Origin of the sequence: Bradyrhizobium sp. sBnM-33 (genome assembly GCF_032917945.1) — a bacterium.
GTDB lineage: Bacteria > Pseudomonadota > Alphaproteobacteria > Rhizobiales > Xanthobacteraceae > Bradyrhizobium.
In genome coordinates this window covers 2,170,751-2,196,196 of the sequence record NZ_CP136624.1, presented here as the reverse complement: position 1 = coordinate 2,196,196, position 25,446 = coordinate 2,170,751, and the positions used below count along the sequence as shown (strand labels likewise).

Below are 25,446 nucleotides of genomic sequence, written 5' to 3'. Positions count from 1 at the left end.
CCGCTCTGCGCGTCAGAATGCACCAAGCCTCAGTGTTGCTGCCTCTCTATAGCAACCGCCGTGCCAGGAGCGTTCAAACCCATTAAGCTTCTAATTCGACTAGACAAAGTCTCGCATGCGGCCGGTGTCTGCCGATGTTTCAAATCCTACACCGTTGTACCCGCAGTCAGAAACCGGACAAGCGTCAGTGGTGTTGGCGCGCGAAAGATCGTTGTTTCGGGCCATTGTCGCGGCAGCTGGTGGAACGGAAATTGCTAGCATCATTAACAAAGTCTGTCAGGCTCATGCGAGGAGATTGTCGATTGACGCTCCCATTTCGTTTGAGCGTGAAAAAGTATCGCATTGCCAAGATGTGCGTGATCAACGAGCTTGTATCACAGATGTCACGGGACTCTTTTCCGAACTATTCTGGAGAAATTGGAGGTTGATGGTGGATTTGTCCAGTCTCAAACGCAGCGCGCTCTCGTGCTTAGGAGCCTTGTTCGCTCCGCAAGTCACTCCACGACTGAATTCGTCGACACCGACTCCAATCGTCGCTAGCTGCGCCAGAGACAGCTGGAGAAACATAGTGAAGAAGCATCTGTCGCAGTTCTTGGTTACGGCCTGTGACGCAATCACGCAAACCGCTCCCTCTCTAGGATTAGACTACGCGACGAAAATCGCTCTCGTGGCCCTTCTTGGGCTTTCGATCTGCGTGGGCGACGCTTTGGCACAGAATGCTACCAGCACGACGCTAGACCGCATAAAGGAGGTCATGTCGAAGGTCGATAGCTCCTTCATCAAGGCGAACGAGGCCACATCGAAGGATTGGCCCAGCATCGGCCTCGATTACGCTGAAACCCGGTTCAGCAAGCTCAACCAGATCAACCCCGACAATGTGAAGGACCTCGGACTGATTTGGAGCTATGATCTTGAATCATCGCGCGGGGTGGAAGCAACTCCCGTGGTCGTCGACGGTGTCATGTATCAGTCGGCGCCATGGAGCGTCGTCCATGCCATTGACGCACGCACCGGCAATAGGCTCTGGTCATTCGATCCGGGCGTGGACCGGTCAAAGGCCGATAAAGGGTGCTGCGACGTGGTCAACCGCGGGGTCGCGGTCTACAGGGGCAAGGTATTCGTGGCCGCCTATGACGGACGCCTCATCGCGCTCAATGGCGCGACCGGCGCGAAGATCTGGGAAAAGGATACGCTGATCGACCACGAGCACTCCTACACTATCACCGGCGCGCCGCGTGCGTTCAACGGCAAGGTCGTGATCGGGCAGGGCGGCGCCGAATACGGTGCGCGCGGCTACGTCACGGCGTACGATACCGAGACAGGCAATCAGCTCTGGCGCTGGTTCACCGTGCCCGGCGATCCGTCCAAGCCGTTCGAGGATGCCTCGATGGAGGCTGCTGCGAAGACATGGGACCCATCTAGCAAATACTGGATCAACGGTGGCGGCGGTACGCCGTGGGACACGATCACGTTCGATCCCGACCTGAACATGGTATACATCGGCACCGGAAACGGCTCTCCCTGGAATCGCAAAATCCGCAGTCCGTCGGGCGGCGATAATCTGTATCTCGCCTCCCTTGTGGCGCTGAACGCTGATACCGGCAAATACATCTGGCACTATCAGGAGACGCCCGGCGATCACTGGGACTACACGTCCACGCAGCCGATGATCCTGGCTGACATTACGATCGATGGTGCGCCGCGCAAGGTCATCCTGCATGCGCCGAAGAACGGCTTCTTCTTTGTTATCGACCGTACCAACGGCAAATTCATTTCGGCAAAGAATTTTGTGGATGTAAATTGGGCGACCGGCTACGACGCGAACGGCCGACCGATTGAGGTGCCCGCGGCGCGCGGCGATGAGCCTTATGACTCGGTGCCGGGCGCCTATGGCGCGCACAACTGGCACCCTATGTCGTTTAATCCGCAGACCGGGCTCGTTTATCTTCCCGCGCAGAACGTGCCGCTCAACCTAACGCCCGAGAGGTCGTTCGCGCAGAATGCGGCTACGCCAGGTAAGTTCGGCGGCATGACCGGCTGGAACCTCGGCTTTGTTCTGGATGGCACTCGTCCGAAGGCGCCCGCATTCGGACGACTGCTCGCTTGGGATCCGGTGCACCAAAGGGAGATCTGGCGGGTCGAACACGTATCGCCGTGGAACGGCGGAACGCTGAGCACCGCCGGCAATCTGGTGTTCCAGGGTACCGCAGACGGCCGCTTCGTCGCCTACGATGCAGTGAAGGGAACCAAGCTGTGGGAAACGCCGACCGGCACCGGTGTGGTTGCGGCTGCCGCGACCTACATGATCGATAACGTGCAGTACGTTTCGATTGCAGTCGGTTGGGGCGGCACGTTCGGCCTCGGGACGCGCGCGACCGAGTTTCAGAATTCCGGCAGGGTGTATACGTTCGCGCTCAACGGCACGGCGAAGATGCCAGGCTTCGTGAAGTATCAGTCGGTAGGCCTGCTGCAGGGCGTGAAGTACAATCCGAAAGACGTCGAGGAAGGTTCGGCGCTTTACGTCGCGGCCTGTGCCGCCTGTCACGGTGTGCCCGGCGTCGGCCGGGGTGGCAACATCAGAAATCTCGGCTATGTTCCCGCTGAAGTCATCGCCAACCTGAAGGACATCGTCTTCAACGGACCATTCCGGGACGAGGGCATGCCTGATTTTACTGGCAAACTGAGGGAGGAGGACGTCGCAAAGATACAGGCTTTCATCCAAGGCACTGCCGATGACATCAGATCAAAGACGAAGTAGCAGACGTCAACCAATGCCTGGGCATGGTCATCGGCCATTCTCTTGCAGTCGGCCGAGCTCCTTGCGGTCTCATCATTGGGTAACAATTGAAGCCCACCAGTGACGGCCCCAGGGTAATTGATGGGATTGCCTTCCTTATCTCGCGGATAGAAAATTTGGCTTTCCAGTCGGCAACTTCTTTGGCCAAAGCCGTGTCGTTTAGCGTTTCCTCAGCTATGCCTTCATCGTCGAGCCGGACGAGGTGGTGCCAGTGGCGCGACAACCGGTCGCTCTCGATGGCGGAGGTCCGCGGTAGCCCATCCCGGCAGCCAGCGCTCGGGCCTGAAAGGCATTGGCACGCGCGCCCTTCCCTATCCACCAGAAGTCCGGGAAAACAACGAACAGGGGGCACTCAACGTAAGCGCGAAGCTGAGCTTTCAATTACCCACATTTGACGTCGGATTTGAACGACGCGCCGCGGGTGAAATCTTGAATCGGCAGAATCTGTTGTGATTCCTTGTTGAGCACCTGATTCGGAAGTGTGGGGTGCGCGATGGGGCTGGTGTTGACGGAATGCGCGGAGGCACGTTCTCAGCGAGTGACGACCGGTGTCGAGACGTGGGTTGATCGGGAAACTGCGGGATGCGAGTTTAAGGATGAGCGGCTTGGCCGCCGGTTCTGCAAATTGCTCGCACAAATCGGGAGCGACATGGGTCAAAGCATCCCGCTGGTTTGTCAGGATTGGGCCAACACGAAGGCCGCCTATCGCTTCTTCTCCAACGAACGGGTCAACGAGGCGGATATTCTTTGCGGTCATTTCGAGGCGACGCGCGGGCGCGTAGCGACGACGGAGGGACCGATCCTCGTCCTCCATGACACGACGGAATTCAGCTTCAAGCGCGAGAAGCCGGATCTGATTGGCTTTACGGGCAAGACGGCAGGGCGCACGCAGTGCGGCATCCTGATGCATTCGAGCCTCGCCGTGACGACCGAGGGGCTTCCGTTCGGACTGGCGGCAATCAAGTTCTGGACACGCAAGAAGTTCAAGGGGACGACGGCGCTGAAGCGAAAGATCAATCCGACACGGGTTCCTATCGAGCAGAAGGAGAGCATCCGCTGGCTGGAGAATTTACGGCAATCGACCGAACTTCTCGCTGCCCCTGCACGATGCGTTCATATTGGTGATCGCGAGAGCGACATCTATGAGCTGTTTTGCCTGGCCGAGGAGGTTGGAACGCATTTCCTGGTGCGAACCTGTGTTGATCGGCTTGCCGGGGACGGCAATCATACAATTGCCGACGAAATGGACGAGGTCACGGTCAAAGGCCTACATCGGATCAAGTTCAAGGACGACAAAGGCGATCCGGATGAAGCGCTTCTCGAAATTCGTTTCCGCAAGCTTCGAATTCTGCCGCCGATCGGCAAGCAGAAGAAATATCCCGCACTCACTCTGACCGTGATCCATGCTCAAGAGCGGGGAAGGCCGAAGCGGCGAAAGAAGATCGAGTGGAAGCTCCTCACCGATCTCCCGGTCCAATCGCGCAAGGACGCCATCGAGAAGATCGAATGGTACGGGTTGAGGTGGAAGATCGAGGTCTTCCATAAGATCCTCAAATCGGGCTGCAAGGCGGAGGAGTCGAAATTGCGAACCGCTGAGCGTCTGGTCAATCTGATCGCGGTTTTCTGCATTGTGAGTTGGCGCGTCTTCTGGATGACGATGCTCAATCGTTCCTCGCCGAATGCCCTACCGCAAACGGCGCTGACAGATCCTGAAATCAGGCTTCTTGATCACTTGGTGAAAGACAGGGTGCGGATTCCGAGACGATGGTGCGCACCGTACCGATTTGATGGCGCGCAGGGTTCCGAAATGATCACGCGCAGCATTCCGAGCATTCTCCGCGCAGCATTCCGATTTGATCGCGCGCAGTTTCGGATGGTGTGAGGCCTGATCGTTGGGCCATTTCTCCGGCTGGAAACAGCTTGGAGAATTGGATGCCGACGAGGAGGGTTATCATGCGCCAGGTGCGCGAGATTGTGAGGTTGAGCCTTGAGGCTGGGCTCTCGACGCGCGTGGTTGGCGAGCGTGTCGGCGTCGGGCCGACGACGGTACGTGACACGCTGAAGCGGTTTGCGCGCGCGGGTCTGGCATGGCCAGTCCCGGAAGCGATAAGCGACGCCGAGCTGGAGCAGCTGCTGTACGGGGTGCCTGGCGTGAAGCCGGGCCGCCGCAAGGTGGCCGAGCCTGACTGGTCCGTTATTGCCCGCGAGCTCAAGCGCAAGCACGTGACCTTGCAGGTGCTGTGGGACGAGTACATTGCAGAGCATCCGGACGGCTATCGGTACAGCCGGTTCTGTGACTTGTTCCGCAACTGGGAAGGCCGGCTGCCGCTCGTGATGCGCCAGCACCACGGCGGGGGCGAGAAATTGTTTGTCGACTATGCCGGCGACACGGTGCCGGTGGTTGACCGTAAGACTGGCGAGGTGCGTGACGCGCACATCTTCGTCGCGGTCATGGGCGCATCCAGCTTGTCGTTCGCGCTGGCGACGTGGACCGAGCAACTCGGCGACTGGATCGCGGGACATAACGCGGCCTTCAGCTTTTTTGGCGGCGCGACGCAACTGCTGGTGCCCGACAACGCCAAGGTCGCGGTGATCAAGGCCTGCCTCTATGACCCTATGGTCAACCGCAGCTATAGCGATATGGCGCAGCATTACGGCACGGCGATTTTGCCGGCACGGCCGCGTCGCCCGAGAGATAAGGCTAAGGTTGAGGCCTGCGTCGGAATCGTCGAGCGTTGGCTGCTGGGGCGGCTGCGCAACCGAACTTTTTACAGCCTGGCCGAACTCAACGGTGCGATCGCCGAGTGGCTGGCCAAGCTCAATGACGGACGGGTGCTGCGCCAGTATGGCCGCACACGGCGCCAGTTGTTCGAGGAAATTGACGCGCCGAATCTTAAACCGCTTCCCGGCGAGCCGTGGGTCCATGCCGAATGGCGCCGATGCCGGGTCGGGCTCGACTATCACGTCGAGATCGAACGACACGACTACTCGGTGCCCTATCGCTTCGCCCGTCGCGAGGTAGAAGCGCGGATCTGTGCGCGAACGGTTGAAATCTTCCTGGGGGGCGAGCGTATCGCCGCGCACATGCGCGGCAGCGGCAACGGGCGGCACACTACGATCAGCGCCCACATGCCTTCCAGCCACCGGCGCTACGGCGAGTGGACGCCGGCAAAGATCCGCAGCGAGGCAAGCCGGATCGGCCCGATGCTGCGCCTGCTGATCGACCGGATCATCGAGGATCGGCCGCATCCCGAACAGGGCTATCGTTCGTGCCTGGGGATCATCCGTCTTGAGAAGCGCTTTGGCGCCGAGCGCCTCGAGGCGGCTGCGCTGCGCGCGATTGAGATCCAGGCTCGCAACTACCCAAGCGTCAAATCGATCCTCGAGAAGGGGCTCGATCGCGTTGCAACGCCCGCGTCCGCCGAGTGCGAGCCGATCATACACACGAACATCAGAGGCTCGGACTATTACCACTAAGGAGAGAAAATGCTGACACACCCCACACTCCACTTGCTTACCCGGCTCGGCCTTACTGGCATGGCCGAGGCCTTCACGAGCCTCGCCGAGAACGAGGAGGTCGGGGGTCTCGCTCACGCCGAATGGCTGGCGTTGCTGCTGGACCATGAAGCGACTTGGCGCAACAACCGGCGCCTGGCGCTTCGTCTTCGTAAGGCAAAGCTGCGTCATCATGCCGTGCCCGAGGATATCGACTATCGCGCCCCCCGTGGGCTCGACCGCCGCTTGTTCGACATGCTGCTCAAGGGAGACTGGATCAAAAACCATGAGAATTGCGCCATTGTCGGGCCAACCGGCGTCGGGAAAAGCTGGCTTGGCTGTGCGCTTGGTCACAAGGCCTGCCGGGACAACCACTCTGTACTTTACACTCGGCTGCCGCGGTTGTTCGAAGAACTGGACCTTGCCCGGGGCGACGGCCGACTCACTTCGCGGATGAAGAGCATCGCCGCCGTCGAGCTCCTGATTTTGGACGATCGGGGCCTCCAAGCCATCGACGCCAATGCCCGTCATTATCTGCTCGAAATCCTTGAAGACCGTTACGGCCGTCGATCAACACTCGTCACCAGCCAGCTTCCAATTGCCAAATGGCATGAGCTCATAAATGACCCAACTTACGCTGATGCCATACTTGATCGCCTGCTTCACAACGCTCACAGGCTCGAACTGAACGGTGACTCCATGCGTCGCCCGCCGGTTCTTCCTCGGCCTTGATTACATCGTCGGCCGATGAAGACTGAGACTGCAGCCCGCGAAGCTGACCGGCCGCTACGGCACTGTTGGGGGTGCGCGTCCAGTCAGCTTCGCTCCGTCGAGCGACACCATCAAACATGAGACGTGATCTCTTCGGCAGCCGCTTGACCACGGGCTGACGATAGTGCCAATTGCCTTTAACGATCGGGGGCTTCCACATGCGCGCGATCAGATTGGAACGCTGCGCGGCATCAGATTGGAATAACTGCGCGCGATCATTGGAATCCGCAAGACAGGGATGGCAATCGCTCTCGACGAAGCACACTCTCGCACTATGTGGTCAAGATCGCGCGGCTCGGCGGGTACTTGGCCCGAGCCAACGATCCGCCTCCAGGAAATACCGTGATCTGGCGAGGACTATCGCGGCTGACCGACATCGAACTGGGAGCCGCGATCGAGGCAAAAATTATGGGTAATTGAAAGGAAGCTGAGAGTGACCTACACGCTTACGTTCGTTGAGACAGGGCACACCCCGTCCAATCGATGATGCGGCATTGACCACCCCCAGATTTCAAGAAGGTGGCGCCAGTCGTGGCCATTGCGGGCAAGCCCGTAGGCATAGAAGCAAAGCACGGCCCCGATGCTCAGCTGGCGCGACGCGGTGGCAGCCACCAGTTCTGCAGCTCGCACGACGCGAGCTGCTCAATACGGGCCCAGCCAACGCCACACCGTACCACGCAAAATGAACAGCACGGTGTTCCAAGCCGACAACCTACTGATCCAGGCTTACGACTTTCGAAGCCATGCATTTGGAGCAGAAGTAAAATTGCTGCCAAACGCGTCGGTGTAATAGGTGTCGATTAAAAATCCTGATTGCTCGACCAACTGCAAGCCATCGATAATCTCTTTATCTGCACGCATAGGATCGTCTTCTAACACATAGTAATCTCCCGATACAAGGAAGCGGCTCAGGTAAGAAAATATCGAGAAAATTTGTACGTGCGCATCGTCGATCACAAGCCAAGGATGAGGTAGCCTCATCAGCAGATTTTCATCAAAGGCGGCAACTTCCGAAAGGTCAACCTGATGAAAGATAAGAAGGGGATGCTTTGCATTTACATGGATACATTTGGTGTGCAAATCAAAGGAGTGAACTTCACCTGGACTCTCACAAAGTACCGACATTTGATCAGCAAACCACAGTCCGCTGCCACCCTGAAGTGAACCGAGTTCTAGAATTGTCCTCGGCTGAAGTTCCCAAATAAGCCTCGTATACAGAGCCAGATCAAAAGGGGTCTTGATATTCATTAACCCTTTGTACGTCAGCGCCAAGGCTCCAACTTTTGTGGAGTAGCTGGGAAAAAGCTTTGCGTGAAGAGACGACTTCCATCCTCGTGCCGATGGCTTTGCGAAGCGGTCGGAACACTCAGCATTCACAACGCTGCTTAGTGCGATTGCCCAATCAAGATTTCCACCCGGCTTTGTTTGATCCGGGTAGTTCTTGTGGGCGGCCTCCCAAAAAGCCTTGTATCCGGAAGCGAGTTTCATAGGTTTATCTCCATACTGCGCCTGTCATTGTCTCTTAGGGGCGGCAGTTCGATCCGCCCCTAGTCCACCCCCAAACTAAACCACTGGCTACCTCGCTTGGGCAGCTACCAAATCAAACAGGGCTAAAGCGCGTAAGGGGCGTCGTTGTAGCACCGCCGGTGCCACCAGCCGCGAAGTAGATGGGTCCTCCGCTCGTGGCAACCGTCGCAGTCTGTGGCTGTACCGATAGGCACCGCAACTCACTGGTAAGCGTCCGGCGACCCTTTCAATTACCCATAATTTTTGCCTCGATCGCGGCTCCCAGTTCGATGTCGGTCAGCCGCGATAGTCCTCGCCAGATCACGGTATTTCCTGGAGGCGGATCGTTGGCTCGGGCCAAGTACCCGCCGAGCCGCGCGATCTTGACCACATAGTGCGAGAGTGTGCTTCGTCGAGAGCGATTGCCATCCCTGTCTTTCACCAAGTGATCAAGAAGCCTGATTTCAGGATCTGTCAGCGCCGTTTGCGGTAGGGCATTCGGCGAGGAACGATTGAGCATCGTCATCCAGAAGACGCGCCAACTCACAATGCAGAAAACCGCGATCAGATTGACCAGACGCTCAGCGGTTCGCAATTTCGACTCCTCCGCCTTGCAGCCCGATTTGAGGATCTTATGGAAGACCTCGATCTTCCACCTCAACCCGTACCATTCGATCTTCTCGATGGCGTCCTTGCGCGATTGGACCGGGAGATCGGTGAGGAGCTTCCACTCGATCTTCTTTCGCCGCTTCGGCCTTCCCCGCTCTTGAGCATGGATCACGGTCAGAGTGAGTGCGGGATATTTCTTCTGCTTGCCGATCGGCGGCAGAATTCGAAGCTTGCGGAAACGAATTTCGAGAAGCGCTTCATCCGGATCGCCTTTGTCGTCCTTGAACTTGATCCGATGTAGGCCTTTGACCGTGACCTCGTCCATTTCGTCGGCAATTGTATGATTGCCGTCCCCGGCAAGCCGATCAACACAGGTTCGCACCAGGAAATGCGTTCCAACCTCCTCGGCCAGGCAAAACAGCTCATAGATGTCGCTCTCGCGATCACCAATATGAACGCATCGTGCAGGGGCAGCGAGAAGTTCGGTCGATTGCCGTAAATTCTCCAGCCAGCGGATGCTCTCCTTCTGCTCGATAGGAACCCGTGTCGGATTGATCTTTCGCTTCAGCGCCGTCGTCCCCTTGAACTTCTTGCGTGTCCAGAACTTGATTGCCGCCAGTCCGAACGGAAGCCCCTCGGTCGTCACGGCGAGGCTCGAATGCATCAGGATGCCGCACTGCGTGCGCCCTGCCGTCTTGCCCGTAAAGCCAATCAGATCCGGCTTCTCGCGCTTGAAGCTGAATTCCGTCGTGTCATGGAGGACGAGGATCGGTCCCTCCGTCGTCGCTACGCGCCCGCGCGTCGCCTCGAAATGACCGCAAAGAATATCCGCCTCGTTGACCCGTTCGTTGGAGAAGAAGCGATAGGCGGCCTTCGTGTTGGCCCAATCCTGACAAACCAGCGGGATGCTTTGACCCATGTCGCTCCCGATTTGTGCGAGCAATTTGCAGAACCGGCGGCCAAGCCGCTCATCCTTAAACTCGCATCCCGCAGTTTCCCGATCAACCCACGTCTCGACACCGGTCGTCACTCGCTGAGAACGTGCCTCCGCGCATTCCGTCAACACCAGCCCCATCGCGCACCCCACACTTCCGAATCAGGTGCTCAACAAGGAATCACAACAGATTCTGCCGATTCAAGATTTCACCCGCGGCGCGTCGTTCAAATCCGACGTCAAATGTGGGTAATTGAAAGCCGGCGACCCCCGGCGACCCTCGTCGATAACGCCAGAGATCTGGCTGACCGCTTCGCGCTGCCCCTCGACGACGGGCAGTAGCGTCCGCAGATACATTTCCCAGAAGCGCCTATCGACATCGCGCGCAAAGCCCTGACGTAAGTCGGGATCGGCATAGAGCTCATAGCGCGCCCACATCTCTTGCAGCATGGCGCGAAGCTGCTGCTCGATCGGAAACTCGGCTGTCTTGAGGTTCTCGAAGCCGAGATCGTGGCGCCGCCAACGTCGAAAAGGTCGCTTATCTATCTGCGCGCCTCATGCCCTGCGTAGCATTCGTTCGACCCGTACACGGTGATAACCGTGCGCATAGACCTGTTGACGGAGCTGCTTGATATCGCCGACGCCGAAGGCCGCCGCTGCCTTCAGCGGACTGGCGAAGGCCGCGTAAAAGGTCCAGCGCACGCCTGTCGGCAGCGTCGGGTTTTGCCGGCGATCGGTGATGACGACGTCGCACGGATCGCTGGTACCAGTCGGGCCGGCGATAGCGAGCCGCTCTCCTGCGAAATTTTCGCACGCATATTTACTTCGCCGACGGTCGGCAACCGCGATCACCTTACGTACGAAGCCATACTGCGAGCGCAACCGCGGTCGACCAGGGGCCGCCGCCTAGTTATCGGACACTCACGCAACCGGGTTAACGGACGCTCCTTGTAGTCTAAGTCTCGACCGCCACAATGTAACGTACAGAGCAATTAACCAAAGCACAGGCATAAGTGTCAGCAGCGACCCCACTGCGGCGATCGTCGGATCGATCTGTTGGTTTATATTTTCCAGCATCTTCAGCGGAAGGGTGCGAATTGAAAAACCGCTGACGAGCGATGTGACGATCACCTCGTCAAAGGAGTGGATGAAGGCGAACACGGCGCCGCCGATAATGCCCGGTCGGATCAGTGGCAGCGTCACTCTCATGAAGGTCCGCACCGGCCCGGCTCGCATGCTCTTCGCCGCCTGTTCCAACCGCTGGTCCAAATTCGCCAAAGTCGCCGTAACGATGACGACGACATAGGCAATCGACCCGATGCTGTGCGCCAGAACGATGCCGGTCTTTGTACCGATCAGCCCCAAATTCGCCAACCCGAGATAGACCGCGACGCCGACGACGATGGCCGGAAAGGTGATTGGTGTCAGGATCACCATCATCAGAAAAGTGCGCAATCGCGGAAAGGTGCGGGCGAGGCCGAACGCCGCGAGCGTCCCCGCGATAGTCGACAGGATGGTGACCGTGACGCCGATCTGGAGGCTGTCCCAAAACGCGCGAGTCCAGGACAGATCGCCGAAGAAGGAGCGATACCACTGGAACGAAAAACCTGAGGGGGGGAATTCCAGAAATGCCCCTGCACTGAACGACATGATGATGACGATCAGCCCCGGAAACAGCAGATATATCATGACGAGAAGGACAATCAACGCGCCGGCGATCTTCGACCAGCTGCTTTCACCTCCGGCTTGGTAAAGGTGCGCCGTCCAGCGCCGCGCCCGATAGGGAATAGCGATCTCATTGAGATAGCGTAGCAGCGCGCCCAATGAGGACAGCCGGCTCTGCCACGACTTCCGCACCGGTTGCCCCGCGTGGCCCTGCGTACCAGAAAAGTCGAGTCCGAACATGGATAGCATAACGACGGCAATTGCTAGGAGAATAAAGGCCGCGGCGGCGATCGGTGCGAAATCGACGGAGCTCGCGACCTGGGCCGCGATGAAGTTCGACAGCAAGGCGTCGCGCAAACCGCCAAGCGCTTGCGGGGTGATGTAGAAGCCGAGACAGACTACGAATACCAATAGAGCGCCGCTGCGCACACCGGGCAGGCTGAGCGGAAAGAACACGCGCCAAAAGGCCGCTGAGGGACGAGCGCCCATGCTGCGGGCTGCCGCTACCAGCGACTTGTCGATACCCTGCATGACGCTGAGCAGTGGCAGGATCATTACCGGCAGCATGATGTGCACCATGCCGATGTAGACGGCCAGTCGGTTATAGAGGAGCGATAGCGGACTGGAGATCAGCCCGAGCTCGAGCAGCACATTATTGATTAGGCCGCGGTCGCCTAGGATCACGGTCCATGCGTAGGTGCGCACCAGCCCGCTGGTTAACCAGGGAATGAAAACCAGCACGATGAGAGCCGTGCGCACCGGCTTCGAGGCGATCATAATCAAATAAGCCGTGGGATAGCCGACGATGACGCAGATGGCCGTAGCCACCACGCTCATTTTGATGGTCTGGAAGAGAACGACGACGTTCCCCTGCTGTTCAAAAAAAGCCTGATAGTTAACGACCGAAAACGATGGTGCGTTGACGCTCGTCAGGAAAAGCTGAACGGTCGGGACCCCGAAGATGACGAGCAGAATCGCGATGGCAGGAACGGTGAGTCCAGTGGGTATTCGCCCAAATTTCTGAAGCGCTTCCATCCGCCTTCCCTTCTCAGTGCTCTAGCCCGCGACGAAGCGGACATCCGACCGCAGCCACTCGAGGCGCACCTCGTCACCGGGTCTAAATGTCTGCTGACCCGAGGCCACATGCTCGCGCACGGTGACAACGCTGCTGCCGACACGCACTTGGTATTTCCTCAACGGTCCGGCATAGATCATGTCGTCCACTTTCCCAGTGACGAACTGTCGCTGGTCCGCATCGGCACGCTTCGGCGCCGCGGGGGCGGCTATGCAGACACGCTCAGGCCGGATCATGGCCACGGTGCCGGGCGCCGGCACCGCATCGGCTTCGATCTTGAAATCAGGACTTTCGAGAATGTTGGCCTCACCCAAAAAACTCGCTACGAAGCGCGTCGCTGGCCGATCGTAGAGGGCTTCCGGGGTATCGGTCTGCTCGATCCGTCCAGCACGCATGACGACGATGCGATCCGATAGCGTGAGCGCCTCCTCCTGATCGTGCGTGACGCAAATGGTGGTCTTGCCGAACTCCCTGTGCAGGCTCTTGATCTCGCCCTGCATCTGCTCGCGAAGGTTACGGTCGAGCGCGCCGAGCGGCTCGTCGAGCAGTAGGATCGGAGGATCGGCGATCAGTGCGCGGGCGAGCGCAACGCGCTGCTGCTGCCCGCCGCTCAATTGCGAGGGCATGCGGTCACCGAAATCCTTGAGATGCACGCGCTCGAGCATACGGTCGACTCGCGTTGCTCTCTCGGCGGCTTTTATGCCGCGCATTTCGAGCGGAAATTCCAGGTTTCGGTGCACCGTGAGATGCGGAAAAAGCGCATAGCTCTGGAAGACGATGCCCTGGTCACGCCGGTAAGACGGCACTGCGGCTACCGACTTCCCAGAAATAAGGATGTCCCCCTTGCTGGGTGCCACGAACCCGGCGAGCAGCATCAACGCTGTGGTCTTGCCCGAACCACTCGGACCGAGAATGGTCAGGAACTCGCCACGACGAACGGTGAGTGACAAGTCTCTAACCGCAGCGATCGGCCCATACAGTTTTGTGACGTCGCAGAATTCGATTTGCGCGGAAACAGAGCTTTGAGCCAACACCTCAGCCTCAGCAAGCGGGGTTACAGTTCTAACATAAACAGTCACTACTGATACTCCAGAAACCAGATTGCGCCAGTAACGGAAGCGCAGCGCGCCGATCTTGCAGAGCGGCGCGCGCTGCCGAGCTCACCTCTTCAGGAAGAGCTCATGCACAGGACACCTGCGATTTAGCGCACAATCCAGTCGTTCCAGCGCTGGATAAGTCGCTGAGAGTTTGACAAGCCGTCCGATCCGATTTCAGCGTACCACTTCCCATTTACCGGAAAGCTGGTCTTCATGTAGTCAGGATAGGTAGCAAGTTTTCGGGCCACCTTCTCCGGTATCATCTCGTAGGCCTTTCTGTTACTCGGAGATTGCGCGAACAGCTGGGCGAAGGCCGCCTGACGGTCGGCGCGGCTGGTGAATGCAATGAACCTCTGCGCGTTCTGCGGATTCGGACTGCCTTTTGGGATAATCCAATGGTCCCAGGTCAGCTTGGCCTGATTCCGATTGATTTCGAAAGGATCGCCCTGATCGATCAAGGATAGGGCCCGTCCGTCGACGGATTGCACGACATCGGCCACGCCATCGCGCATGATCTGCAGGATCTCGGCTCCAGCCGTCCACCACTTGCGAATGTGCGGCTTGATCTTGTCGAGGCTGGCGAAAATGCGATCAATGTCCATCGGGTAGATCGCGTCCATGGGCACGCCGTCCGCCAGCAGCGCTTCCTCAAAGGGCCCAGGGAGAGGGTTTCCGAATTGGCCAGACCCTAGCGAGCGGACGCCGGGAAATTTCGCTACGTTCCAGAACTCGGCCCAGTTGGTAGGCCGCGGCCTGTCAGCCGGGAACTTCTTGGTGTTGTAAACCATGTTCAAAGAATAGATATAGGCGCCGAAGCCGAATGGATGTTTGCAATAGTCTGCGATCTCGTCCAACTCCTGCTGGTTGTAGATTGAGTAGTCGATCTTCTCAAGATAATCGCCCGCAACCAGACCAAGAGCGGTGGATTGGCCTACGAGAATCGCGTCGATGGTGACGCTATTGGTTTTCACCATGAGCCCAACCTGGGCCGCTCTGATATCCTGGTAGACGGGCATCACCTTGATCCCGGTCTCGGCCTCGAAGGGCTTCACAAAGGCGTTCATAATCGCCTCGCCGAAATTGCCGGCGCTCATGTTCAGCCTTAGCGCGTCCGATGATGCGGCCGACACCGGGCCGGCAACGGAAGACAGCGCACCCACCGCGATAGCGGACGATGTCGCCTTCATGAAACGCCTGCGGTTGATCAAACGGTTCACGTTCCCCTCCTCGCGTGTTGAATTCCGGCCCTCCGGAAGCTTGTCCCGAGTAAATGCTATCGATTCCGGGGGTCGAATTTCCACGATCTTTAACCTATTACAGCCGAAGTTCTGCACATCCAACCGAAACTGCGAAGATTCTTTCCCCCTACCTCTCACTTTTCGCAAACTGGCTCCAGGTGCTATCTCAGGTTGGCAGCGTCGCCTGGCCGCAATTCCGATCGTTCAAGGGCTTCGATGACTCGTTCGTTGCGCTCGAGCCGCATCCATCCGGGCTAAGGCGCGGACAATGGATCCCGATTTCATCGCTTGAGGAGTTCGGGTTTTGCTTGTGTATCCTGATGAGCTCCATCAGGTTTCGATGCCGAAGTTGGTGAACGCCATGACGCCATCATCACCGAGACCGACGACCCAGACGAGGCTGTCCGCGGGATTCCGTTCCATTGGCGAGATCCCACAACCAGCCTTCGTCTTCGCCGAGAATCCTTGGCGACGCAATCGATGGTGGGACGGAATGAACTTTGTTGACCTGCATGATTACACCGCCTGAGTGGAGGGCGCTGGCGCGGGAGGTGTCCCCTCCAGGTCCACATAACTGAAAAGCGAGCCAGACCGTTCGTCACTTCCCGCATCGCGAGCCCCCAAGAAAAATCTTGATCCTAGGGAATCGCGATCCGAAACGCTTCGCTACCGACTTCTTCAACAGCCTGTAGGTGGACGAAGAAGTCGCACGCCATTTCGTTCAGCAACGAGCGGAGTTTTGTGTCCGTACGGCGAATCGAGCCAATTGGATTCGACATGTGAACGATCCAGTCCTGAAGCTCTCGCCTAGCGGCGGTAGTGTCGCGTACGCCGAAGCTAGATGATGCCGCGCCACTTCAGGGTCTCGATTATATCCTTCGGCAGTTCTACCAGCTCCGATAGAACCTCCTCTGTATGCTGTCCGAGTACCGGGGGAGCTAGGGTTTCGCTGGCAGGTGTCGCCGAGAACTTCATCGGAGACGCTACAAGGCGGAGCTTTCCGCCGGTCGAATGAGCCACATTCATGCACATCTCACGATGCTTGACCTGGGGATCATCGAACACCCGGTCCAAGGTGTTAATCGGTCCACAAGGGACGCCAGCCGCCTCGAGAACCTCCAGCCAGTGATCGGTCGACTGCGCGGAAATCAGAGATGCAAGCTGCGGGCTCAGAATGCCGCGGTTCTGCACTCGGGCTGGATTCGTTGCAAAGCGTGGGTCCGCGGACAAACCCGGCCGGCCGGCCGCCGCGCAGAACCGATTGAATTGGCCGTCGTTGCCAACCGCGAGGACAATATGTCCATCAGATGTCGGTAGCGCCTCGTAAGGGGCGACGTTTGGATGTGCATTGCCGAGCCGCCCCGGCACTTCTCCTGACGTGAGGTAGTTAAGAGCCTGATTGGCCAACGTAGCGACTTGAACGTCCAACAACGATAGATCGATACTTTGTCCTTCGCCGGTGTGCCTTCGGTGCTCGAGCGCCGCAAGCATCGCAACCGTAGCGTACATGCCCGTGAACAGATCCGTAATCGCAACTCCCACTTTGACGGGACCGCCTCCAAGTACTCCGTCCGGAAGTCCCGTGATACTCATGAGACCCCCCATCGCTTGGATCATGAAGTCGTAGCCCGCGCGATCTTTATAAGGTCCATCCTGACCAAATCCGGTGATCGAGCAGTAGATCAAGCCGCGGTTCAGGTGACGCAAATTTTCGTAGGCGAGTCCGTATTTGGCCAGTCCACCGACCTTGAAATTCTCGAGCAAGAAGTCGGATTTGGCCGCCAATTTCTTAACCAGCTCTTGCCCAGCAGGATTCGTGATGTCGATTGTGACCGACTTCTTTCCGCGATTACACGAAAGGAAGTAAGCCGCTTCCGAAGTTGGGCAACCAGCGCCATCGGTGAGGAAGGGGGGACCCCACGACCTTGTGTCATCTCCGACTCCAGGACGCTCCACCTTGATCACTTCCGCTCCTAGATCGGCGAATATCTGTCCGGCCCACGGCCCTGCAAGAACACGGCTGAGGTCCAAAACACGAAGTCCGGTTAGACATCCTTTCATTTGGAGAGCCATCAATTGAACGCTTGGATGCCGGTCTGTGCCCGACCGAGGATAAGAGCGTGGATATCGTGAGTCCCCTCGTAAGTATTGACAGCTTCGAGGTTCATCATGTGTCTGATGACGTGGAATTCATCGGAAATTCCGTTGCCCCCGTGCAAATCCCGCGCGACGCGTGCGATCTCGAGCGCCTTACCGCAGTTGTTGCGCTTAACGAGAGAGATCATCTCCGGAGCCTCGAGCTCCTCCTCCATCAATCGTCCTACCCTAAGGCTCGATTGTAGGCCGAGCGCGATCTCGGTCATCATATTCGAGAGCTTCAACTGCACCATCTGAGTCGCGGCGAGCGGCCGTCCAAACTGCTTGCGGTCCAGAGTGTACTGACGGGCTGCGTGCCAGCAGAACTCAGCAGCTCCTATCGCACCCCAGGAGATGCCGTAGCGCGCACGATTGAGGCACCCGAACGGCCCCTTGAGGCCCTTGACGTTCGGCAAAAGGCTGTCTTCGCCCACGCGCACGCCTTCCATTACGATCTCTCCGGTGACGGATGCCCGTAGACTGAATTTGCCGTCGATCTTCGGCGTGCTCAAACCCGGCACGCCTCGTTCGAGCACAAATCCTCGGATGACGCCGTCGTCCGTCTTCGCCCAGACGACGAACACGTCCGCGATGGGGGCGTTGGTGATCCACATCTTGGAGCCGGTAAGCTCAAAACCGCCATTCACCGACTTGGCGCGAGTGATCATCGAACCGGGGTCGGACCCGTGATTGGGTTCGGTGAGACCGAAGCAACCGACCCATTCCCCAGGGCCAGTTTCGGTAGGTATTTGCGCCTCTGCTGTTCGGTCCCGTAGGCATATATTGGATGCATCACGAGAGAGGACTGGACGCTCATCGCGGATCTATAGCCGCTGTCGACGCGCTCGACCTCGCGCGCGATTAAACCGTAGGAGACATAGCCAAGCCCGGCTCCGCCGTACTTATGGGGGATTGTGGCACCGAGAAGCCCGAGCACTCCCATCTCCGTCATGATCTCCCGGTGAAAGGTCTCGCGCCGGTTGGCTTCGAGTATCCGGGGCATGAGTTTTTCCTGGCAATAGGAGTGTGCTGTCTCGCGAACCGATCTCTCCTCTTCGGTGAGTTGCTGGTCCAGAAAAAGCGGATCCTCCCAATTGATGGCTTGCAAGGCATGCTCCGTAATGACGGTTTTTATGCTCAAACCCGGCTAGGCGCCTTCGGGACAGAGCGTAAGAATGGAATTTCGGTGACTACATTGGCGGTAGTAGAAAGAGGCCCGTCGCCCGTATGCCGGCATCGTCACGGCTCTCTGCTCTCGCCGAGAAATCTCTTGGAATTTTCATCTGATATCGCGCGGCATTTCACCAAATTCGCGGCTCCATTCACATAATTCTGCAGAAATTTCGTTTTTGCGCAGTTTTACGCCGAATGGCCCCTCCCGGCGTGGCGGATCGACGGATATCTGATTTCGAACCCGTACTACCTGCGCCCTTCGCAACGCGGGCTGCTGCAGCATTTTACGACGCTCGCCGATCACGCGTCTTCGCCAGTCCTGCTCCACAACATTCCTTACCGCAGCGCGGTCGGCCTGACCAACGAGACGCTGCTGTCGCTTGCCCAGCATTCCAATATCGTGGGCCTGAAGGACTGCGGCGCTGATCGCGCGCAATCGATCGAACTCTTACGTCAGCGTCCCGCCCGGTTTGGCGTTCTGACCGGAGAAGACGCGCAATATTTTGATGCGCTCTGCGATGGCGCCGACGGCGCCATCCTGCTCTCGGCCCATGTCGAGACGGCCGCGTTCGCAAGCGTCCGCTCGCATCTTCACGTCGGCCGCACCGAGGAGGCGCGGGCGGTCTGGCAAGGCATTGCCGAACTAGCCCAACTTCTTTTCGCCGAGCCCAGCCCCGCGCCAGCAAAGTATTGGCTGTGGCGAACGGGATTGATCGACAGCGCCGAGGTACGCTCACCAATCGTTACCGTGAGCGGCGCGCTCGCCGCGCGAATCGATAAAGAAATCGCCTATCGCGGATTGCTGACGGCGCAGCACTGCGAGGACGACTGGGTTAATGCGCGGTAATCCTACTCATGCGGGCATTTGGCGCGCGATGATGATGCTGCCGCTCCTGCGCGCGCCGAAATCGAGCAGAAAAATTGGCCCTCCTGCTCGGTTCGCCCTTAGACTTTTTGCAGTGGCGCGCCGACCTGGATCGCTTGTCGACGTGAGCACGCTCGCCACCTCTCTCGGACCTAAGCAATCGCAACCATCATGCTGCGGTCTTAACGGCCTTTTATCCCTGCGCCGGACCAATCAAGTCTGCAAGAATCTCCGCTGTCGCCGCTGAAAGCGTCCATCCAAGATGGCCATGGCCCGTATTGTAATAGACGCCAGGCCGGCGACCAGGCCGGACCACGGGCATCATATTAGGCATCATTGGACGTAGACCGGCCCACGAAGTGATACTCGAAGTATCGACATCGCGAAAATGCCGACGCACCCATTCGATGAGCGGAAGGATGCGATCCATACGTATGTCACGATTGGTCCCGTCAAACTCCGCCGTTCCCGCAACTCGAAACCTGTCCGCGCCCAGTCTACTGGTGACGATTTTTGCCGTCTCGTCGAGTAGGCTCACATAGGGCGCGGATTGTCTGCTCTGCTTGGAATCGAGGGAGATCGTTATCGAGTAACCCTTCACCGGGTAGACGTTCAGCCGATCACCCAACATCGCTGCGAACTTCCGGCTCGCGACTCCTGCACACACGACGGTCGCGTCAGCCTCGATTGAAAATTTTGGTTGCAATGTCCCCTCTGACCAGCCTATGGAGAATTTGCTTCCAGACGTGGCAATTGTGTCCACGTTCGCGTCAAACACAAATGTCACTCCTCGCCTAGCACATGCTGCTGCCAACCCACGCGTGAACTTGTGAATATCGCCGGTGGAGTCTGACGGCGTGTAAAAGCCACCATGGCACTGGGTTTGAAGGGTTGGCTCGATGGCACGGATTTCTTCCGGCGTCACCGCGCTCCGGTCGAGGCCTCCCTGACGGAGCAATTCATTGACGCGCAAGCCGGCCTCGAAGCTTTGCTTGTCATGATAGATGTGCAGAATCCCTCTTCGTTCCAGATCGAACGTAATCTGCTCTCGATCGGCTATCGAAAAAAGATGCCGTCGAGCTTCAATAGCAAGCCGAGCCGTCTCAATTGTATTTTGACGATAGTTCCGGGCGTTCCAGACGAACTCGCCGATCCAGGAATATTTATGCCAAGAGGGAGTGAGGCGCATCAGAAGCGGCGCGTCCTTTCGGAACATCCATTGCAATCCCTTCAAGATTGTCGCGGAACTGTTCCAGACCTCAGAATTGCTGGCTGATAACTGGCCACCATTCGCGAACGACGTTTCCATGGCGGGATACCGGTGCCGATCTAGCACCGTGACCGCATGGCCTCGCTCGGTCAACGCATAGGCCGTGGTCACGCCAGTGATACCAGCACCAATAATAACAATGTGGCTCATAGACTTCTCTCGGCTCCCGAGTTGGCTCGCCCAAGTCACGCAGTGACTTGGATAGCCCCATCTGTCTCGGTACCTGAGAGCTTAGTTCATTCACGTGAATCGTGACGAACATCCCCTTCGGTGGGCGTCTTCCGATGCCTCTCTCCAGATTGCTTCTAACGAAGTGGTCCTTTTGCCTGAGAGTTTCCGGGGCGGTTGCTCCATCGGCGTCGGACGTCCGCAGGACTCCCGATCTCTCCCACTTCGTCGTGTATGACACCATAATAGGTTAGTCGGTCATGAAGGTCAACGATGCTTAGTTACCCGAAAGCCTTGAGCTAAAGTTGCAAAACGCTTTCGACAAATATGCCAAGGCGGCTGAAGCCTCCTTAAGCCCTCCTCGGCGGCGCTATGCTCTCTCTTTCACAGTGATATTAGCAACGTTCTCACACACCTCTACTCATCAGGGATCATACTCTGCACACAACCTTCCCAATGCCCAGTCAGGACCCGCTTCAGCGCGCATCGACGACACTATCGCTGCGCTGGATCGCTGGCTCCCTCCATCAATCCATCAGGATGCACACGATCGCACGAGCGTGCCACTTGCATTTGCCGTAAGTTGATAGGCGACTACTTCATCGTCGGCATAATGAAGTCGGCGCCAGCACGAGTGCCGGTTGGCCATCGAGATGTGATCGTCTTCAGCCGCGTGTAGAACCGAACGCCCTCCGGACCATGCATATGGTGGTCACCAAAGAGCGAGGCCTTCCAACCTCCGAACGAGTGAAACGCCATCGGTACCGGAATAGGAACGTTGATGCCGACCATCCCGACCTTGATCTGATGGGCAAACTCTCGCGCTATGTCTCCATCGCGTGTGAAGATCGCGGTTCCGTTCCCAAACTCATGCGCATTGATGAGGGTGGCCGCTTCGCCGTAGTCCTTCGCTCGCACCACCGACAGGACGGGACCGAAGATCTCTTCCTTGTAGATTTTCATCTGGGGCTTGACATGATCGAACAACGACCCGCCGATGAAATATCCTTTCTCGTAGCCCTGCATCTTGAAATTTCTACCATCGACGATAAGTTTCGCGCCCTCGCTTACGCCGGCATCGATGTACTCGGTGACCTTCATGAGGTGTTGCTGCGTGACCAATGGGCCCATTTCGGCTTCCGGATCGGTCCCCGGTCCGATCTTGAGGCTACGAACCTTCGGCGTGAGTCGGGCGATGAGTTCGTTGGCAGTCCCCTCCCCGACTGGAATAGCTACCGAGATGGCCATGCAGCGCTCGCCGGCTGATCCATACGCGGCTCCCATCAGCGCATCGACAGCCTGGTCCAGGTCCGCATCCGGCAACACGATCATATGGTTCTTCGCTCCGCCGAGCGCCTGGCAACGCTTGCCGTGCTTCGCCGCCGTCTCGTAGATATATTTGGCGATGGGGGTCGATCCCACGAAGCTGACCGCCGAAATGTGGGGATGATGAAGCAAGGCGTCGACCGCCTCCTTGTCTCCCTGGACGACGTTAAAGACCCCATCGGGTAGGCCAGCTTCCTTCAGCCAGTCGGCGATCAAAAGAGAGGCTGACGGATCACGCTCGGATGGCTTGAGGATGAAACAGTTGCCGCATGCGAGCGCGACCGGAAACATCCACATGGGCACCATCGCAGGAAAGTTGAACGGCGTGATGCCAGCCACAATTCCAAGCGGTTGCCGCAGGGAGTGGCTGTCGACACGGGAGCCCACATTTTCGGTGACCTCACCCTTGAGGAGATGAGGAGCGCCGGTCGCAAACTCGACAACCTCCATGCCGCGCTGGATCTCGCCCACCGCGTCTGCGTGTACCTTCCCGTGTTCGGCGCTGATCACGGCTGCGAGTTCCGACGTGCGCTCTTCAATGATGCGCAAAAACCGGTTCAGGATGCGAGCCCGTCGAAGTGGCGTGGTTTCCGCCCATGCTTCGGATGCATGTGCCGCGGCCGCAACTGCATGGTCAACGTCGGCCTTGCTTGCGAGCGACAGAAGCCCCGTCTGCTCGCCCGTTGCGGGATTGAAAACCGGCTGCGTCCTCGATCCCTGAACGGCATAGTGCCGGCCACCGATGTGATGGCCCATCGAGTTTAGCATGTGTCTTACTCCGAGCTTTTGGTTCTTAAGCAATCTAGCTGCCGAGGACCTCGAATCCGGTGACGAAACGCGGGATGGAGGCCACGCGGCGCAATCGAAGCGAGCTTCTGCGCAAACTCGAATGCGATGAGATGGCTCATGTGAACCCAGGGTGCGCAATCCAGCGAAATCAACTACCGTTCGACGGTCTGAACATCAGCGGACGGTCGAGGACCTGCATTCACGCACCAATGCCGGCCGCATCGCCAATGATCTTTCTTCCATCGATGCTCGTGTAGTGCATCCGTTGTGCTGAGCTGAGAAGACGCGGCGGCCGAACTGACGATTGGCGGTGAACCGCCAGATTTGTTCGAGATGACGCCAGAATTCATGTTGCGGCTCCTGCAAACGCGACGCTAAAGCGCCACGCTCTTCGTCGCGCAACAAGTCCTTTTCTTTCCGCCGCTATCGCGTTGAAATTGCTTCATGCTGTTGCAATTAGCGAGCAACACAAACACTCCTGAAAGGCGATGAGAAATCAAAAGCACCTCTCGAGCCCCTCCGCAAAACGTCATTTTGCAGCCCTCAAATGCAGGATTTCTGCGCAAACAAGTGATTTGCAAGACTCTACCCAAGTGTTGTTATCGTATGATTTTCGACGGCTTTAGCCGCTAGCAGACCTTGGACAAAAAAAATGACGCGGGAATCTTCATTCCAGCTTGCGATCGACGATCACGACCCCAGTGCATCTGGTCGCCCTGCCAGAGCTGCAAGTGACCGGTCTGCTGAACTTTCTGCACCATTGTCTCTTTGTAGCGAGATATTCATGAGCAGGCCGGACGACGTGAAGCTTCTTGGAGCGTTGCAACAGGCGCTCGGCGATCAGCTCGTTCTGACCGGGGAGCGCATCCCCACAAAGGCGAGGAGCGACAGCAGCCATACTGGCCACCATTTGCCGATGATCTACATCCGGCCATGCTCCGTCGAGGAAATCTCGAAGGCGTTGCGAGTCTGCAATAGCTATCGCAACCCAGTGGTGGTGCAGGGCGGTATGACTGGGCTGGCAGGCGGGGCCAATCCGGACCCCAATGATGTGGTCATTGCCATGGACCTGCTTTCTGGTGTTGAGGAGATCGACACCGCCGCTGGCACGATGACGGTGCTGGCCGGCACCATTCTGGAAGTGGCGCAGAAGGCGGCGGAAGAAGCGGGTTTTCTGCTGCCAATCGATCTCGGCGCGCGGGGTTCGTGCCAGATCGGCGGCAATCTTGCCACCAACGCAGGTGGCATCCGCGTCATCAGTCATGGTGTGACGCGCGATAATGTACTGGGGCTGGAGGCGGTGCTGGCCGACGGGACGGTGATTTCATCGCTCAACCGCATGCAGAAAAACAATACCGGGTATGATCTGAAGCAGCTCTTCATCGGATCGGAAGGGACACTAGGTGTTATCACTCGCGCGGTGCTGAAGCTGAAGCCTTTTCCAGTCCATCGGGCAACGGCGTTGTGTGGATTGAACAGCTACGAGGATGTCGTCGCACTGCTTCGTCAAGCTCGGAAATCGTTGACCGGCCTCTCGGCGTTTGAGTTGATGTGGGAAACATTCTTCCGCTTCAGCTGCCAAGCGGAGGGTTTTGAGATTTTTGAGGCTGATTACCCTTTTATCGTCATCATTGAGCAATCCGGCGAGACGGTCGGCTTGGAGGAATTTCTGAGTGCAATGTTTGAGGAAGGGCTGATATCGGATGCGCTGATCGCCCAGTCCGAAAAGGAGCGCGGCCGGTTCTGGAAGATACGCGAAGGACTTTCATTGGGTGCGCTGCCACGTCTTATCGAATACGATGTTAGCCTGCCCATTGGTGTCCTCGATTTGTATGCGAAGGAAGTGACCGCAGCGCTGGAGACGGAGTATCCAGGAGTTCACGTTTCCGTTTTCGGCCATGTCGCCGACAGCAATATCCATCTGTGCATTTCCGCCGGGCCGATCGATGCCAGCGCGGAGCATCGTATCAACACGATCGTCTACGAGCGCGTGCGCCAACATCGAGGATCGATTTCTGCCGAGCACGGTATCGGTACGCTGAAGCGGGATTATCTCATTTATTCGCGTAGCCCAGAAGAGCTGGAGGTGATGCGTCGGATCAAGCAGGTGCTTGATCCGCGCTGCATACTCAATCCGGGGAGAGTGATTTGATGGATGAGTTCTGGGCCGCGCCAGTAGATCACGAGGGATAGTAGCTGGGCAGCGCTGGGAGCTCGCAAATTTGATCTTCGAACGTGAGCTTGAAGAAAGCGCAGGCCGAGCAAATGTGCTCTATCACCCTGTCGAATCAACTGCTGTCTATGTACCAGGCTCAAAATCGTCCGGATATCCCTCTCGCTGGTTCGTATCGCTTACTTCCGTCTCGATCAAAAAGGTGCTGTCCCATGCCCATTACGACGACAAAATGTAACCTGACGAACTCGACCGCGTGTTCGGACGGCAAGGGGGCAGCCCGGTGGTGTAAACCAGGTGGCGACTTACGACACATGGTGGCCGGCGCCCGCTACGCCATGTTCCTTGCGGCCTGCACG

15 protein-coding genes, 2 pseudogenes and 1 riboswitch are annotated in these 25,446 nt (G+C 57.9%); of the genes and pseudogenes, 6 read left to right on the top strand and 11 right to left on the bottom strand.

Annotation, left to right across the window (positions count from 1 at the left end):
* The first annotated feature begins 124 nt into the window (after positions 1-124).
* From RX328_RS10145 to istB, 4 genes are all read left to right on the top strand, one after another.
* Positions 125-2,758, top strand: a complete 2,634-nt coding sequence (locus RX328_RS10145) for a PQQ-dependent dehydrogenase, methanol/ethanol family (protein WP_317258674.1) — start codon at positions 125-127, stop codon at positions 2,756-2,758.
* Between the two features lie 532 nt (positions 2,759-3,290).
* Positions 3,291-4,679, top strand: a complete 1,389-nt coding sequence (locus RX328_RS10140; protein WP_317258673.1) for an IS4 family transposase — start codon at positions 3,291-3,293, stop codon at positions 4,677-4,679.
* Positions 4,680-4,750: 71 nt separating this feature from the next.
* Positions 4,751-6,274, top strand: a complete 1,524-nt coding sequence (gene istA, locus RX328_RS10135) for an IS21 family transposase (protein WP_213257490.1) — start codon at positions 4,751-4,753, stop codon at positions 6,272-6,274.
* 9 nt (positions 6,275-6,283) lie between these two features.
* The gene (gene istB / locus RX328_RS10130) at positions 6,284-7,024 is read left to right on the top strand and encodes an IS21-like element helper ATPase IstB (protein WP_213257492.1); all 741 of its coding nucleotides are present in this window, start codon (positions 6,284-6,286) and stop codon (positions 7,022-7,024) included.
* Positions 7,025-7,789: 765 nt separating this feature from the next.
* On the opposite strand, the gene RX328_RS10125 is transcribed toward istB, so the two are convergent.
* The 9 genes and pseudogenes from RX328_RS10125 to RX328_RS10085 form a co-directional block, all read right to left on the bottom strand.
* Positions 7,790-8,551 carry a CmcI family methyltransferase gene (locus RX328_RS10125; protein ID WP_213257494.1) on the bottom strand — a complete coding sequence of 254 codons (762 nt, stop codon included), beginning with the start codon at positions 8,549-8,551 and terminating at the stop codon, positions 7,790-7,792.
* Between the two features lie 265 nt (positions 8,552-8,816).
* On the bottom strand, positions 8,817-10,253 hold the full coding sequence (locus RX328_RS10120; RefSeq protein ID WP_317258672.1) for an IS4 family transposase: 1,437 nt from the start codon (positions 10,251-10,253) through the stop codon (positions 8,817-8,819).
* A 60-nt stretch (positions 10,254-10,313) separates the two neighbouring features.
* Positions 10,314-10,562, bottom strand: a complete 249-nt coding sequence (locus RX328_RS10115) for a hypothetical protein (protein ID WP_317258671.1) — start codon at positions 10,560-10,562, stop codon at positions 10,314-10,316.
* A 105-nt stretch (positions 10,563-10,667) separates the two neighbouring features.
* Positions 10,668-10,994 carry a hypothetical protein gene (locus tag RX328_RS10110; protein ID WP_249727117.1) on the bottom strand — a complete coding sequence of 109 codons (327 nt, stop codon included), beginning with the start codon at positions 10,992-10,994 and terminating at the stop codon, positions 10,668-10,670.
* Between the two features lie 39 nt (positions 10,995-11,033).
* On the bottom strand, positions 11,034-12,812 hold the full coding sequence (locus tag RX328_RS10105) for an ABC transporter permease subunit (protein WP_213255856.1): 1,779 nt from the start codon (positions 12,810-12,812) through the stop codon (positions 11,034-11,036).
* 21 nt (positions 12,813-12,833) lie between these two features.
* Positions 12,834-13,883 carry an ABC transporter ATP-binding protein gene (locus tag RX328_RS10100; RefSeq protein WP_213255897.1) on the bottom strand — a complete coding sequence of 350 codons (1,050 nt, stop codon included), beginning with the start codon at positions 13,881-13,883 and terminating at the stop codon, positions 12,834-12,836.
* 170 nt (positions 13,884-14,053) lie between these two features.
* Positions 14,054-15,166, bottom strand: coding sequence for an ABC transporter substrate-binding protein (locus RX328_RS10095; protein ID WP_213255858.1), 1,113 nt, complete (start codon positions 15,164-15,166; stop codon positions 14,054-14,056).
* A gap of 858 nt (positions 15,167-16,024) precedes the next feature.
* Positions 16,025-17,248, bottom strand: a complete 1,224-nt coding sequence (locus tag RX328_RS10090; protein WP_213255860.1) for a CaiB/BaiF CoA transferase family protein — start codon at positions 17,246-17,248, stop codon at positions 16,025-16,027.
* A gap of 11 nt (positions 17,249-17,259) precedes the next feature.
* Positions 17,260-18,431: pseudogene (locus RX328_RS10085) on the bottom strand (acyl-CoA dehydrogenase).
* Positions 18,432-18,707: 276 nt separating this feature from the next.
* Between RX328_RS10085 and RX328_RS10080 the strand changes: the two are divergent.
* A pseudogene (locus RX328_RS10080) lies at positions 18,708-19,343 on the top strand (dihydrodipicolinate synthase family protein); the annotation flags it as partial.
* 211 nt (positions 19,344-19,554) lie between these two features.
* Here RX328_RS10080 and RX328_RS10075 read toward each other — a convergent pair.
* Entirely contained in the window at positions 19,555-20,781 is a 1,227-nt protein-coding gene (locus RX328_RS10075; protein WP_213255862.1) for a D-amino acid dehydrogenase, read from the bottom strand.
* Positions 20,782-20,935: 154 nt separating this feature from the next.
* Positions 20,936-21,032, bottom strand: a riboswitch (glycine riboswitch).
* A 361-nt stretch (positions 21,033-21,393) separates the two neighbouring features.
* Complete coding sequence (locus tag RX328_RS10070; protein ID WP_409410901.1) at positions 21,394-22,881, bottom strand: CoA-acylating methylmalonate-semialdehyde dehydrogenase; 1,488 nt, start codon at positions 22,879-22,881, stop codon at positions 21,394-21,396.
* Positions 22,882-23,716: 835 nt separating this feature from the next.
* On the opposite strand from RX328_RS10070, the gene RX328_RS10065 reads away from it, so the two are divergent.
* A complete protein-coding gene (locus tag RX328_RS10065; RefSeq protein WP_409410902.1) occupies positions 23,717-25,066 on the top strand; it encodes an FAD-binding oxidoreductase in 1,350 nt (449 codons plus the stop codon).
* The last annotated feature ends 380 nt before the right edge of the window (positions 25,067-25,446 follow it).